This is a genomic window from Streptomyces sp. CA-135486, assembly GCF_050936555.1.
In the GTDB taxonomy this organism is placed as follows: Bacteria; Actinomycetota; Actinomycetes; order Streptomycetales; family Streptomycetaceae; genus Streptomyces.
Map to the genome: position 1 here is coordinate 3,427,028 of NZ_JBNJMM010000001.1, position 14,183 is coordinate 3,441,210.

At 68.8% G+C, this 14,183-nt stretch carries 13 protein-coding genes and 1 pseudogene; 2 read left to right on the forward strand and 12 right to left on the reverse strand.

Annotated elements, in window-relative coordinates; genetic code table 11:
* Positions 1-462: 462 nt before the first annotated feature.
* The 6 genes from ACQEVG_RS15525 to ACQEVG_RS15550 form a co-directional block, all read right to left on the reverse strand.
* The gene (locus ACQEVG_RS15525) at positions 463-786 is read right to left on the reverse strand and encodes a hypothetical protein (RefSeq protein ID WP_432983085.1); all 324 of its coding nucleotides are present in this window, start codon (positions 784-786) and stop codon (positions 463-465) included.
* Entirely contained in the window at positions 755-1,705 is a 951-nt protein-coding gene (locus ACQEVG_RS15530; RefSeq protein WP_432983088.1) for an APC family permease, read from the reverse strand. Before ACQEVG_RS15530 ends, ACQEVG_RS15525 begins: the two co-directional genes overlap by 32 nt.
* Positions 1,706-2,188: 483 nt before the next feature.
* Positions 2,189-3,463, reverse strand: coding sequence for a globin domain-containing protein (locus tag ACQEVG_RS15535; RefSeq protein ID WP_432983091.1), 1,275 nt, complete (start codon positions 3,461-3,463; stop codon positions 2,189-2,191).
* 164 nt (positions 3,464-3,627) lie between these two features.
* Entirely contained in the window at positions 3,628-4,410 is a 783-nt protein-coding gene (locus ACQEVG_RS15540; protein ID WP_432983094.1) for a glucosamine-6-phosphate deaminase, read from the reverse strand.
* A 147-nt stretch (positions 4,411-4,557) separates the two neighbouring features.
* Complete coding sequence (locus tag ACQEVG_RS15545; protein WP_432983097.1) at positions 4,558-5,196, reverse strand: class F sortase; 639 nt, start codon at positions 5,194-5,196, stop codon at positions 4,558-4,560.
* 82 nt (positions 5,197-5,278) lie between these two features.
* On the reverse strand, positions 5,279-5,887 hold the full coding sequence (locus tag ACQEVG_RS15550) for a hypothetical protein (protein WP_432983100.1): 609 nt from the start codon (positions 5,885-5,887) through the stop codon (positions 5,279-5,281).
* A gap of 315 nt (positions 5,888-6,202) precedes the next feature.
* Between ACQEVG_RS15550 and ACQEVG_RS15555 the strand changes: the two are divergent.
* A pseudogene (locus ACQEVG_RS15555) lies at positions 6,203-6,604 on the forward strand (GTP-binding protein); the annotation flags it as partial.
* Between the two features lie 127 nt (positions 6,605-6,731).
* On the opposite strand, the gene ACQEVG_RS15560 reads toward ACQEVG_RS15555, so the two are convergent.
* The 4 genes from ACQEVG_RS15560 to ACQEVG_RS15575 all read right to left on the reverse strand — a co-directional run bounded on the left by ACQEVG_RS15560 (position 6,732) and on the right by ACQEVG_RS15575 (position 9,667).
* The gene (locus ACQEVG_RS15560) at positions 6,732-7,139 is read right to left on the reverse strand and encodes a PTS-dependent dihydroxyacetone kinase phosphotransferase subunit DhaM (RefSeq protein ID WP_432983103.1); all 408 of its coding nucleotides are present in this window, start codon (positions 7,137-7,139) and stop codon (positions 6,732-6,734) included.
* Positions 7,136-7,741 (reverse strand): dihydroxyacetone kinase subunit DhaL, encoded by a 606-nt coding sequence (dhaL, locus tag ACQEVG_RS15565; RefSeq protein WP_432983106.1) that lies wholly within the window; start codon positions 7,739-7,741, stop codon positions 7,136-7,138. The genes ACQEVG_RS15560 and dhaL overlap by 4 nt, the downstream gene beginning before the upstream one ends.
* A gap of 55 nt (positions 7,742-7,796) precedes the next feature.
* Positions 7,797-8,789, reverse strand: coding sequence for a dihydroxyacetone kinase subunit DhaK (gene dhaK, locus ACQEVG_RS15570; protein WP_360885028.1), 993 nt, complete (start codon positions 8,787-8,789; stop codon positions 7,797-7,799).
* Positions 8,790-8,983: 194 nt separating this feature from the next.
* Complete coding sequence (locus ACQEVG_RS15575) at positions 8,984-9,667, reverse strand: neocarzinostatin apoprotein domain-containing protein (RefSeq protein ID WP_432983110.1); 684 nt, start codon at positions 9,665-9,667, stop codon at positions 8,984-8,986.
* A 470-nt stretch (positions 9,668-10,137) separates the two neighbouring features.
* Between ACQEVG_RS15575 and ACQEVG_RS15580 the strand changes: the two genes are divergently transcribed.
* Positions 10,138-10,518: a VOC family protein gene (locus ACQEVG_RS15580; protein ID WP_432983113.1), complete on the forward strand. Its 381-nt coding sequence runs from the start codon at positions 10,138-10,140 to the stop codon at positions 10,516-10,518.
* A 33-nt stretch (positions 10,519-10,551) separates the two neighbouring features.
* Here the strand turns inward: ACQEVG_RS15580 and ACQEVG_RS15585 are convergent, their stop codons facing one another.
* Positions 10,552-11,871: an LCP family protein gene (locus tag ACQEVG_RS15585; protein ID WP_432983116.1), complete on the reverse strand. Its 1,320-nt coding sequence runs from the start codon at positions 11,869-11,871 to the stop codon at positions 10,552-10,554.
* 181 nt (positions 11,872-12,052) lie between these two features.
* A complete protein-coding gene (locus ACQEVG_RS15590; RefSeq protein ID WP_432983119.1) occupies positions 12,053-14,110 on the reverse strand; it encodes a phosphocholine-specific phospholipase C in 2,058 nt (685 codons plus the stop codon).
* Positions 14,111-14,183 lie beyond the last annotated feature (73 nt).

Consider the following 14,183-nt stretch of genomic DNA (forward strand, 5'->3'; position numbering starts at 1 on the left):
GGAGCTGACGGACCCGCGCGCATGCATGCAGCATGGACAACGCGCTGTTCACCGCATTCCCCCGTCACACACCCCGTGCGATATCGGTCTCGCAGGGCCATCGGCATGTGTTTGTGCCTGTGCTTGTGGCTCCTGATGCATGAGTGCCTCTAAGAGTCTGGTTCGCGTCTCAACTGCGGGTCAAGAGACCGATTGAGTCATCCGTCGATCATTGGCCGTGCGGGCGATCAAGGGTGATTTGACGTGGTCAGAGGGATATCTCGGGCCGAATATGAAGATGAATTCACGATCGCTTCACAGGTTGATTTCGATCCGAGGTGAGAACAAGCCGAATGCAACTGGGCCCGGCGCGCCGCCTTGTGTCCCGTTGGTGTAAATATGGGGGATCTGTTCGGCCGTCGAACCGGGGGCGGGCCACTGGTATGAATCGGCAGGAACCGGCAGAGACCGGCAGGAAGTGGCTTACTGCTGCGGGGACTTGGGGGCGGCGTAGGCGGCTTGGACGGGTACGTCGGGGTGGCGGAACCAGGAGCCCTGCACCGCCTGCTGGATGAGCATCAGGATGGCTCCGATCACCAGGGCGCCGATACCGATGACGGACACGCCGCCGGTGTCGCCGATCCATGGCAGGTCGATGACCGTGCTGCCGTATTCGGGATCGGCGTAGACGCTGAAAGCCGCGTAGCAGAAGAAGTACAGCAGCATCAGGCCGCCGAGAGCGGGGAGTACGCCCTTCAGCCAGAAGTCGGCCGCGCTACGGGTGAGAACCTTGCGGAAGTACCACACACAGGCGAAACCGGTCAGTCCAACATTGCCGCTGATGGCCGTCAGTCCGGCGTAGAAGGCAATCGATGCCAGTCCCATGGCGACCGTCGACCAGGTCGGTGTCAGGAATCGCGGGTGGACGCGCGCGAAGACCGCGGGAAGCGCCTTGTGCGTGGCCATCGAGAAGCTGGTACGGGCTGTCGGCAGGATCGTCGTCTGCGTGGAGGCCGCCGCGGAGGTGAGCACCATCAGGACCAGCAGTTTCGCCAGGAACCCGCCGAATCCTTCCGTGCCGAACACCTCGTCTGGTGGTCACCAGGAGGTAGATGAGGAGCAGGAGGACGGTGGAGATGACGGCGGCGCGGCCGGGGGTGCGCTCGCGGTCGGCGGTTTCTTCGTTGACGCTCACCGCGGTGTCCCAGCCCCAGTAGATGAAGACGGCCAGGAGGACGCCCTGGGTCAAAGCACTGGCGGAGCCGATCTCGAAGGGGTTGAACCAGGCGGCGTTCACGTGCAGGGATTCCGGATGCGGGTTGTCGCCGTACACCTTCACCAGCGCCACGACGGAAAGGATCGCGAGGAGGACGAGCTCGATGCTGAGCAGCCACTTCTGCAGGAAGGCGGAGATCTCGATGCCGATGTAGCAGATGACCGTCATCACGGCGATCCAGATCACGCCCGCGAGCGCCGTCCAGCCGCGGCTGTCGGCCAGCCCGTCTGCTCCGACCAGCTGGAATCCGTACTGGCCCGCGATCTGTGCCAGGTTCGCCATCACGATGATGTCGGCGATGATGATGCCCCAGCCACCCATCCATGCCGTGCGCGGTCCGAATGCCCGCGCGGACCAGGCGAAGGTGGTGCCGCAGTCGGGGTCCACGGAGTTCATCGCCTTGTAGGCGTAGGCGATGAAGAGCATCGGGACAAATCCCAGGATCACCACGACCGGTGACTGGAGCCCGACGGCGAGGACGATGAAGCCGAGCGTGGCAGCCAGGTGTATGCGGGGGCTGTCGAGGCCAGGCCGATGGCCACGGAGGAGACAAGGCTCAGTGCGCTGCGTTTCAGTCCCTTCTCGCCCACCTCGGAGGACTGCGGAGGAGAGGAGCCGGGGGCTGTTTGCATGAGGCGCCCTTTCGCTGTCGGCCACGGGCAGCCTGTCGCCGGAACGCGTACGCATGCACCGTTTGCCTACGGCATACACCCATTTCTTCCCGGCTGAAAGCCGAAACTCTTTCCTGCGGGCATTCGGGGCAACGGAAGCCTCCCGGGGATGGCGGCGAACGTCTTTCAGCCCGGCGGCAATCTGTTCCGGTCGACAGATTCGGCGGCGGCATCGACGACCTGGCCGTCACCGGGACCGCACGCCATGTGCGGATGAACGGCCTTGCGCGGGGGACTGTGTACGGCCATTCCCTGCGGGCGTTCAGAACCGGGCGGCCGTGCTCTGCGGCGAGGGCGTCTGCGCGTCGAGCGATCGGGTACGGGCGTCCGGGTCGATCCAGTTCACCGGGAGGGGGTCGAGGAACGCCTCGGCGTGGGAGACATGTCCGCGCCGTGCGACGGAGGCGGGCAGCGGATCGCGGATCAGTGATCCGGGCGGCAACCCGCGGTCGTGGAGCAGCTCGGCCGTCTCCTGCACGAACTTCACGGGACCGCAGAGATAGACGCTTTCGTCGGGCCAGTCCCGGCGCGCGCTCAGATGGGTGTGCAGGCGTTCCGCGGCTCGCATCCGTCCCTCGCCCCGCTCCTGGTACCACCAGTAGGCGCTCAGATACGGGTGGGCCCGCAGGATGTCGTCGAGGGAGGCGCCGTCGTAGAAGTGCGCCTCGCCGCGGGCCACCACGTCGATACGGATGCGGGGCGCGGGCCTGCGGGCGAGTAACTCGTCGAGGACCGACTTGACCGGAGCCCAGCCCGTGCCGGCGGCGATCAGCGTGACCGCCGGGGTGCCGGGCGGCGGTGCGAGCGCGGAACCCGAGGCAGGGCCGAGCCGCAGTATCTGTCCTGGCACCGTCTGGTCGCAGAGCACATTACTGAGAAGCCCCTCGTCGACACGGCCGACATGGAACTCGAGCACACTGTCCCCGCCGGACCGGCCCGCGAGCGAGTAGGGCCGCCACACACCCGGAAGCTCGGGGTGCTCGATCGTGGCGTACTGGCCGGGGAGCCACGGGTACGGGTGGGAGACGGCGGCCCGGACGACTGCCGTGTGATCGCCGTGCAACCGGTGCGAGACGACGGTGGCCTCCCAGGACGCGGGTTCATGCGCGGCGAGTGACCGGTGGGCGCCGCTGGTCATGGCCTCGGCGGCGCCCCGGTAGACCCGCCGCCAGGCCGCCTCGGTCCGCTCGTCCCAGGAGTTCGGGCTGTGGAAGCGCAGCGCGGCGACAAGACTTTCGCCCACCGCCGCGTAGTCCGCGTCCGCTATGCCGAACTTGCGGTGGTCCCGGCCCAGCCGGTCCAGATGGGTGGGGAGCCCGGGGTGGTCGAGATGGTCCACGACATGGACGAGGGCGGCGAACAGCCGCTCGTACTGGTCGTCCATCACGGCGGGGAAGAGCGGGCGCAGCTGCGGATGGTGCGTGAACAGATGGGCGTAGAAGTACCGGACCACATGACCGGCCCGCCGTCGGAGGCGTTCCAGGCTGGCTCTGACCACATGTATGTCGTCTGTGCCGTCATGTATGTCGTCGATCATGGCAATCCCCCGGGGGCTGCACGCCCGCGCACTGGTTGGTTGAATGCGCGTCAAGTGCTGAGCCAGCGCACCGTATCAACTCGTGGGCAGATATGAGCCGTTCAGCGCAAACTATGTCCCGACCGGGACATTCCCGTTCGCGGCCGGGACTGTCGTGACACCTCTCAGATGCCCTGCCAGTCGGGCTTGGCGGCGTAGGTGGCCCGGAAGTAGTCGGCGAGCTTGAGGCGGGAGGCCGCGGCCTCGTCGACCACGACCGCCGCGCGCGGGTGGAGCTGCAGGGCGGACGCGGGCACCAGCGCGGACAGTGGGCCTTCGACGGCGAGTGCCACGGCGTCGGCCTTCGCCTCGCCGGTGGCCAGCAGGACCAGGTGACGGGCTTCCAGGATGGTGCCGATGCCCTGGGTGATCACATGGTGCGGGACCTCGTCGAGCCCGTTGAAGAACCGGGCGTTGTCCTTGCGGGTCTGCTCGGTCAGTGTCTTGATCCGGGTGCGGGAGGCGAGCGACGAGCACGGCTCGTTGAAGCCGATGTGTCCATCGGTGCCGATGCCGAGCAGTTGGAGGTCGACACCGCCGGCCTCGGCCAGCGCACGGTCGTAGGCGAGACAGGCGGACGCGACGTCCTCGGCCGTGCCGTCGGGGCCCATGAAGGACGCGTCGGCCAGGCCGAGAGGTTCGACGACCTCGCGCAGGACGACCGAGCGGTAGGACTCGGGGTGGTCGAAGGGGAGCCCTACGTACTCGTCGAGCTGGCATATCCGGGCGCGGGACGCGTCGACCTCAAGGGCGCGGACCTTGCCCGCGAGGGCTTCGTAGACAGGCAGCGGGGTCGAACCCGTGGCGACGCCGAGCAGGGCGTCGGGCTTGCGTCGTAGCAGGTCGGCCAGTGTCTCGGCGATGAGCTCGCCACCGGCGGCGGAGTCCGGAACGATGACAACTTCCACGAAGATCCCTGTCTCTGAAGGCGCAAGTGGTGTAGACCAATGTACTCCGTGAGCGGGGATGCTGTCGCGCGGGAGGGTTGCGCGGGCGTGAACTCTCGGGGTCGCTCGGCGCGGCCCACACCCGCGCTGGTCGCCGGACCCGCGTCGTCAGGGTCCGCGCACCTCGACCAGCCGGGCGAAGGCCACCACGTTCGCGTCGTATCCGGTCTGCTTCGAATAGCCGCCGCCGCAGGTGATGACCCGCAGCTCGGGAACCGGGGTGTCCTGATAGACGCGAGCAGCCGGGAAGTCCTTCTTGGCGAGCACCTCGATGCCGTAGACGGCGAACACGGCCGTACGGCCGTCGGCGCGCAGGATGTCGACGCGAGCGCCCCGCTCCAGCGCGCCGAGCGAGTAGAACACGGCCGGTCCGGCCGTGTTGTCGACATGGCCGACGACGACGGACGTGCCCCGTTCGCCTGGGCTGACCGCACCCTTGAACCAGCCGGCGAGATCGCTGTACGCGAGCGGCGGCGGTTCGACCCAGCCGTCGGCGTCGAGGCCGACCTCGGTCAGCGGAGCGTCCACGGTGGCGGACGGGATGGCGATCCGCCGCGGCGGGGAATGGGGGAGGGGCTCCGGCGGGGGTGGCAGCGGGGCGACGGCCGGGTGGTGAGTCGTGACGGCGGTGCGGGGCTGGGGCGGGCCGCCAGTGGTCTCGGGAGTTGCGTTGCGTACGAAGAACACGCCGAGCAGCAGCACACAGGCGAGCGTGAACCAGGCACCGCGCCTGTCGGACGTGGGCATAGACCTTCCCTTGAGCTCCCTGTATGGCGCTCCGCCGCGCCGGACCGCCGGGGCGCGGCGCGGCGGAGCCGCTGTTGCACCGTCAGGCGTCGCCGCCGGCCCGGCGGCGCAGCAGCAGGAAGCCGCCGCCGAGCGCGCCGGCGATCAGGGTGGAGCCGATGCCGAGCTGCGTGGGGCTCAGCTCGGCGAAGCTGCCGCCGGTGCCGCCCTTGACACCCCCGGCGGGCTTCCGCATGCCGTGCCCTGCGCTGGAACCCACCCCGGGCCCGGCGTCGGAGCCCGTACCGGTGCCCAGGCCGGCTTCCGCGTCGTAGCCCGTACCGGTTTCCGGACTCACCCCTGCGTCGGGCCTCATCAGGCCGGTGTCGGACCCCAGGCCGGCCTCTGTGCCGGAGTCGGTACTGGTACTGGGCCAGGCCCCTGTGTCGGAGCCGATCTCCCCTTCGGCTGCTGGGTCGGAGTCTCCACCGGTGCTCGGGTCGGCTCCGGTGTGCGAGCCGGATCCGGCGGTGCTCGGGCCGGCTCCCGTGTGCGAGCCGGATCCGGCGGTGCCGCCGGGCGCGACGGCCCCGGGGCTGACGGTGACGCCGAACGAGGTGGTGTTGTTTCCGTCGTCGGCGAGGGCGGCCGACGCGCCGAAGGCCAGCGCGGCGGTGCCGAGTGCAAGGGATGCGACACATATCGCACGCATGGTCAGTTCTCCGTGTTCCCGAAGGGCAACTGCGGAGATGTTCCGCGAAAGAGAATTAAGTACCCCTCGATGAGTTCTGACGCTAGGAGGGGGGATGGGGCACCGCATGCGGCCGTCGCGCACGCAACGCCGAACGAGTGACCGTGTCACTCAGGTGGGCCCAGGGGCACGGGCCGCCCCGTAATTCGGTTGTCCGCCGCAGTGCCGCCTGCTGTACCCCACGCATCAGCCGACCGACCACGGAGACGCACATGCTCAAGACGTTCATGTCCACCCAGGAGGTAATTTCCATCTGCCTGAAGGACATGACGCTTCGTGCACACGTTGAACCTTGGGATTCTGGCACACATCGACGCCGGTAAGACGAGCCTGACCGAGCGGCTGCTCCACGCCGCCGGAGTCATCGACGAGATCGGCAGCGTCGACGACGGCAGCACCCAGACCGATTCCATGGCGCTGGAGCGGCAGCGCGGCATCACCATCAAGTCGGCCGTCGTGTCGTTCGCCATCGATGACGTCACGGTCAATCTGATCGACACTCCCGGCCACCCGGACTTCATCGCCGAGGTGGAACGGGTGCTGAGTGTGCTCGACGGCGCGGTGCTGGTCATCTCCGCCGTGGAGGGCGTCCAGCCGCAGACCCGTGTGCTGATGCGGACGCTCCAGCGGCTGCGCATCCCCACCCTCGTCTTTGTGAACAAGATCGACCGCGGCGGTGCGAGTACGAACGTGTGCTGCGGAGCAGCGCGGAAGGAGTACCTGCTGCATGTCGTACGGCGCGTCTAGCGTCCCGCGCGGGAAGGCCCGCCCGCGCGGGACCGACTGCCCCTGCGGGAACGGCGCATCACACCTTTCGGTAGTCGTACGCCTCCGAGGCGGCGGCCTGTACCGCGTCCAGGTCGCCGCCTGCCGATGCGGTCACCACCGCGGCCACCGCCCCCTCCAGGAACGGCGCGTCCAACAACCGTGTCCCGTGCGGGAGTTCGTCGCCCTCGGCCAGCAGCGCCTTCACCGTCAGCACGGCGCTGCCCAGATCGACGAGGACAGCGACTCCCGAGCCCCTGTCGACCGAGGCCGCGGCAGCCACGACCAGCTCCGAGCTGGTGCCGAAGCGCCCGTCTGCCGTGCCGCCCGCCGGGGCGACGGGCACGGCCGTGCCGCCCGCGAGGGCATTCGCGAGCTCCACGGTCGCCGCCGCCACCTCCTTGCTGTGCGAGACCAGCACGATCCCGACCGGCTGGTCGTTGCTCATGCCGCCACCTCCGCCAGCGCCGAGATCAGCAGGGCGGAAGAGGTCGCGCCGGGGTCCTGGTGCCCGATGCTGCGCTCGCCCAGGTAGCTGGCCCTGCCCTTGCGGGCCTGCAGGGGCACGGTCGCCAGCGCGCCCTGCTCGGCCGCGTCCCGTGCCGCCGTGAACGACCCGGTGTCGCCGCCAAGGGCTTCGACCGCCGGTTCCAGCGCGTCCAGCATCGTCTTGTCCCCGGCCTTGGCCCCGCCGAGCTGCGCCACCGCCGCCACACCCGCGCGCAGCGCATCGGCCAGCTGCCCGGGCGTCACCTCGGCGTCGTCGCCCAGCGCCTTGCCCGTACGGCGCAGCAGCGTCCCGTACAGCGGGCCGGAAGCGCCGCCCACCGTCGAGATCAGCTGCCGTCCCGCCAGGGTCAGCACGGCCCCGGGCGTCTGCGGCGCCTCTTTCGCCAGAACCGCCGTCACCGCGGTGAACCCGCGCTGGAGATTGCTGCCGTGGTCGGCGTCGCCGATCGCCGAGTCCAGCTCGGTCAGATGGTCGGCCTCACGGTCCACCAGAGCCGCGGCTGCTGTCAGCCAGCGTAGGAAGAAGTCGGCGTCCAGCACATGAGCTCCCTGAGGTGCGTCGGTGGCGTCGTCGGTCCAGGTCTGCGCCCCCGGTTCAGCGGCCCCAGCGGAGCCCGGGGGTCTGCACCGGCGCGTCCCACAACCGCAGCAGCTCCTCGTCGACCTGGCAGAGGGTCACCGAGCAGCCCGCCATGTCGAGCGAGGTCACATAGTTCCCGACGAGGGTACGGGCGACGGCCACCCCGCGCTCGCTCAGTACCCGTTGCACCTCGGCATTGAAGCCGTACAGCTCCAGCAGCGGGGTCGCCCCCATGCCGTTGACGAGCGCGATCACCGGGCCCGAAGGCGTCAGATCCTCCAGTACGGCATGGACGGCGAAGTCCGCGATCTCCCTCGACGTCATCATCGGGCGCCGCTCACGGCCCGGCTCACCGTGAATGCCGATGCCCAGTTCCAGCTCGCCCGACGGAAGGTCGAAGGTAGGACTGCCCTTGGCGGGTGTGGTGCTGGCGCTCAGGGCGACGCCGAAGCTCCGGGAGTTCTCGTTCACCTGGCGGGCGATCGCCTCGACCCGCTCCAGCGGCGCACCCTCTTCCGCGGCCGCTCCCGCGATCTTCTCCACGAACAGGGTCGCCCCGGTGCCGCGTCGGCCCGCCGTATAGAGGCTGTCGATCACCGCCACATCGTCATTCACCAGCACTTTTGCCAGGCGTACGCCCTCGTCCTCGGCGAGCTCGGCTGCCATGTCGAAGTTGAGGACGTCGCCCGTGTAGTTCTTGACGATGAACAGGACGCCCTCGCCGCTGTCGACGGCGGCGGCCGCCCGCGCCATCTGATCGGGTACGGGGCTGGTGAAGACCTCACCCGGGCAGGCCGCGGACAGCATCCCGGGCCCGACGAATCCGCCGTGCAGCGGCTCGTGCCCGGAGCCGCCCCCGGAGACGAGCCCCACTTTCCCGGCGACGGGCGCGTCACCTCGCACGATCACCCGGTTCTCCACGTCCACGTTCAATTCGGGGTGCGCGGCCGCCATACCCCGGAGCGCGTCGGCGACGACGGTCTCCGGCACATTGATGAGCATCCTCATGGCTACCTCCTGGTGCGACGAGCAGCTTGGGCCTTGGACTCAGACTCCGGCGCAAGCGGTGCCGAAGCAAGCGGGACGTCGCCGTGCCGGCACCTCACCGGGCTCCGCGCCCGGCCGTACGGAGAGTGGCGGGCCCAGGCCCACGGATTCATGCGGAGGGCGGGGCGTCGCGCCCCGCCCGCCGCACCGCGCTGCTACGGCAAAGGCTGCGTCGGGTCGAAGCTCAGCGAAGCCCGTACGGTATCGGGCCCGCGGACCCGCGAGGCGAAGGCGATCAGCTCGCAGCTGCCCGCGGGACGGCAGTCGACCGTGCTTCCGCCGATGGTCGTGAAGGTCACCGACAGCGCGATCTCGCGGTCCATCAGGCCCGCGTCGGTCGTCGCGGGCGGGCGGCCGCCGGGCCGGCAGCCGAGCGTGTCGGCCGATCCCGTCAGACACTGGAGTACGGCGACGTGGTACTGCGGCTCATATCCGCGGCCGGTCACATGGACCGTCTGCCCGTTGAGCAGATTCCGGTTGGGGGTGGCCCGCAGCGTGGGCGGGGCCTCCAGCCGGCCGTTCGCCGGGAAATGCAGCGGAACCGTCGTGAGCAGCGCGCCGTCATTGTCGGTCAGCGCCAGCGAACAGGGGTCTCCCCACGCCGCCGTGCGACAGTCGACATCGCCCGACTCCGGGCTCAGCAGGGCGTACAGCTTCTTCGGAGACAGGTCGTACGTACCGTCGGGCAGCACCCTGAACCGCCGCCTGGTCGCGTCGTCGCAGGTCGTCACGGACGCGGAGGGACCGCATTCCTTGACCCACACGTATGCCTTCGGCGGCCCGCCGGTGATGCGGAACGTGACGATGTCGCCGTCAAGGAGTCCCGTCGTCCGGTTCACCTGCAGCTCGGGCCCGGCTGCCGGTGTCTGCTCCGCGGGTGCTTGCTCAGTGTCTGTCTGCCCTGTGAGTGCGGGGGCGGCCGCCCCAGGTTGCGCACCCGGCATCGAAAGCAGTAACCCGCCGCACAACAGCGCCGCACCCACTGCCGCTCTGCGCGCGTTCGTCATCCATCTCATCGCTTGTGGCCCCCCAGCCTGTGCGTTCCTTGATCCCGGCTCCATCGGGCGACCCCTGCGCCGTGGTCGAGGCGAGGGCGTCGAGGATGCCGTCCCGTCAGGACGGCATCCTTGTGGCTTGGGCGCCCGCCCGGCCAGAGCGCGATTCAGTCAGCTCATGGGGGGCGGCCTCGGCCATCAGGGGGAATCGCCCCGGCCATCCCACGCCGCCTGCCGATTCGCGACGCTCGGTCGCCGGTCCCGTGTGAATACTCGTACCGCTCGTCCGCACGGCAGACGGAAGGAAGGCGATCATGCTCACCAGCAGCAAGGCATTCAGCAGCTTCGCGGTCAACGATCTCCAGCAGGCGAAGGAGTTCTACGGCCAGACGCTCGGCCTGCGGGTCACCGAGGAGACCGGCATGGGCGGGATGCTGACGCTCCATCTCGGGGGCGGTGCCGAGATTCTCGTCTACCCCAAGCCCAACCATGTCGCCGCGAACTTCACCCTGCTGAACTTTCCGGTCCGCGACATCGATCAGGCCGTCGGCGAGCTCACCGAGCGCGGCGTGACCTTCGAGCGGTACGCCGGCTTCGACCAGGACGACAAGGGCATCATGCGCGCTGAGGGCCCGCCCATCGCCTGGTTCACCGACCCGTCCGGCAACACGCTGGCCGTTCTCCAGCTGGACTGAGGCCCTTTGGGCGGCGGCCTCCCGCCGCCCGGCTCACTGCTGCGGCGCGTCCGTACCGGACACGCACCGCAGCCGGTCTCCCTGGACGGGCGCCCCCTCCACGCTGCTTCGGTCTTGGACGACCTTGACGACCGTGTTGGCGCTGGATCCGACCTGCACGTCGAAGATGCCGCCGTGGCCGTCGACGGGGCGCAGTTCGGCACCCGGGATCGCGGCTGCGAGCGTGGCCACCTGGCGGTCCCAGAACGGGTCGTACGTGATGACGGTCGGACCCTCGGGACGCGGCTCGTCGATCTGCGCGCCAGTGTCCTCGACCACGAAGCCATTGGCTCCCAGCGCGGCCGCGACGCCCGCGTGAGTTGCCCGGAGGCGGATCGAGGACGGTGGGAACTCGACCGGTACGGCATTGCTCGGCCGGATCCGGGAGTCGCCGACGATCGTACGGTCCTCGCGCAGGGCGGCCCACAGCGCGGCTGAGCGCTGCTCGTCCCACAGCAGGGAAGAGCCCCACTCCGGCACGCGGTAGTCGAAGTTCGAGATGGGGACGGTCGCGAACTCCGTCTGATCCGCCTTCAGCCCACGCAGCAGGGAGCCCAGATGTACCAGGTCCGTGAGGCTGGTGTCGGCGTCGGCGCGTACGGACTTGCGCAGCTTCGTGGCTGTTTCCATGGCCACGACCGGGTTGGCGAAAGCCCCTTCGGCCCGCAGCCGGGACAGCATCTCGATGAGCAGGCGCTGCTGACGGCGGACGCGTCCCAGATCCCCGGGCGGTGAGACGTGCCGTGTCCGGACGTACCGCAGGGCGCCCCGCCCGTCGAGGGTGTGCGTTCCGGCCTGCAGCGCCAGCCCCGAATAGAGGTCTTTCATCGGTTTGTCCGTGCACACCTCCGCCCCGCCGAAGCTCTCCACCGTGTTGACGAAGCCGGTGAAGTCCGCCTCCAGATAGTGATTGATTTTCAGGCCGGTCGCCTTCTCCACGGTCCGTACGGCGAGGTCTGAGCCACCGTGCGCAAAGGCGGCATTGATTTTCCCGGAGTGCCGTGGATGCGTGTGATCGGCGAACTCCACATAGGAGTCCCTGGGAATGGAGACCACGCTCATCCGCTCACCGTTCTCGGCGAAATGCACGACCATCATCACGTCCGTGCAGTCGCAGCCCTTGCCGCCGACGTGCAGGCGCTGGATCTCCTCGGCGGACATACCGGCGCGGCGGTCGATTCCGACGACGAGGACATTCGTGCCCTTGTCCTTCTCCGCGTCAAAGGTGCGGGCGGAGGGCAGGTCACCTGCCCAGACGGCGCCGCTCGTGGCGAGCGCGGCGACCAGAACAGCCGTGAGCGTGAATCTGCGCACAGAGGACTCCTGCAGCATCGGATATCGGCCAGTAATCCGACAGAAGCACGAGATTCCTGCTGGAGCGGGTATTGAGTGGCGAATTCATCGAATGGTGTCCGGCGATTGGCGGACGCGCGCGCCATTTGGGGGAAGGCGCCGCCCGCGGCCTTGCGGGCGGCGCCTTCCCATCGTGGCCCGGTCAGCCGGTGATGATCGCCGGGTCGCTCACACCCGGCAGGCCGTTTTCGACGTGCCCGGCGAAGCGCCGCAGGAATGCCGCGTCGGTGTCGGACACCACGGTCAGGTCGTACCAGCGCTTACCGGCACGCAGATCCACCGTGTGCACGACGCGCCCGCCCGCGCGCACCGTGAACGTCTCCTTCTTCCCGCAGTACGCATTCGTGAGGGTGAGGTGACAGGTCGTGCTGCCCGCGTTCGTCATGGTCAGCTCGACACGGCCGGTGGCGGCGACATGGCGGGCCGTCACCTCCGGGCCCGCGGTGGTACCGGCACCCTTGAAGGTGCGCACGAAGCCGTTCGGGCCGTACACCGACAGGTCGTACACGCCCTTCGAATAGGCCGTGTTCCAGGTGTCGGAGAGCTTCTTGCCGGCTTCGGCGGTGTACGTCCACGGTCCGTCCGTACGGTTCGCGGACGTGACCAGGAAGTGTGCGCCGGCCGCCGCGCCCCCGCTGAAGGTGAGCGTGAAGCGCCCGGTCGCCGGCGTCGAGGACCCGTCCACCAGAGGTGCGTACCGCAGCGGACGAGCCGGCCTGGAGCCCCGCTCCTGCTTGGGCAGCACGGGGTTGGCGGGCGGCTTCGGCACATAGCTGGGGTGCCGCTCGTGGTCCGGCGGCTCATACCCGTCGGTGTCCGGCAGGGCGGCGGGCGCGGTGTTCTTGAGACCGAAGTCGAAGGCCGAGGTCAAATCGCCGCAGATGGCGCGCCGCCACGGCGAGATGTTCGGCTCGCCCACGCCGAAGCGGCTCTCCATGAACCGGATGACCGAGGTGTGGTCGAAGACCTCGGAGCAGACGAATCCGCCGGTGCTCCAGGGGGAGACGACGAGCATGGGGACACGCTGGCCCAGCCCGTAGGGACCGGCGGCATAGGTGGCGTTGCCCTTGAAACTGTCCAGCGCGGTGTCCGCCGTCGACAGGCCCTGTGCGGCGGAGGCCGGCGGGTAGGGCGGGGGCACATGGTCGAAGTACCCGTCGTTCTCGTCGTACGTGATGAACAGGGCGGTCTTGCTCCACACCTCGGGGTTGGAGGTGAGCGCGTCCAGCACCTGCGCGATGTACCAGGCGCCGTAGTTCGCGGGCCAGTTGGGGTGCTCGGAGAAGGCCTCCGGGGCGGCGATCCAGGAGATCTGGGGGAGCTTGCCGGCCTTCACATCGGCCTTGAGGATGTCGAAGTAACCGTCGCCGGCCTTGGCGTTCGTACCGGTGCGGGCCTTGTCGTAGAGCCGGTCGCCGGGCTTGGCACCGCGGTACTTGTTGAAGTACAGCAGCGAGTTGTCGCCGTAGTTGCCGCGGTAGGCGTCCTCGATCCAGCCCCAGGAGCCCGCCGCGTCCAGGCCGTTGCCGATGTCCTGGTAGATCTTCCAGGAGATCCCGGCCTGCTCGAGACGCTCGGGGTAGGTCGTCCAGTCGTATCCGGCCTCGTCGTTGCCGAGGACGGGCCCGCCGCCCTTGCTGTCGTTGCCGGTGTGTCCCGTCCACATGTAGTAGCGGTTGGGGTCGGTGGCTCCGATGAACGAACAGTGGTACGCGTCGCACACCGTGAACGCGTCCGCGAGGGCGTAGTGGAACGGAATGTCCTTGCGCGTCAGATACGCCATCGTGCCCGGGGACTTGGCCGGGATCCACTGGTCGTACTTGCCGTTGTTCCAGGCCTTGTGGCCGCCCTGCCAGTCGTGGTTGAGGCCATCGATGAACTGCATGCCGAGGTCTTCGGCGTCAGGGTGGTAGGGCAGCACGTCCTTGGAGCCGTCCGACTGGTACCAGACGGATTTGCCGGGTCCTGTCGACACCGGGCGCGGGTCGCCGAAACCGCGTACGCCCTTGAGGGCGCCGAAGTAGTGGTCAAAGGAACGGTTCTCCTGCATCAGCACGACGATGTGCTCGACGTCCTTGATGGTGCCGGAGCGGCGACTGGCGGGGATGGCTGCGGCCCGGTCGATGCTGCTCGACAGGGCCGAGAAGCCCGCGGTGGCGCCGGCGATCTGGAGGAAGCGGCGCCGATTGAGTTCAGGCATGTGTGAGGGCACCTCTTGGGGTGAGGAAACAGGAGTGAGGCGGAGTGTCCAAGAGGAGCGAGAGGAAGGGAAG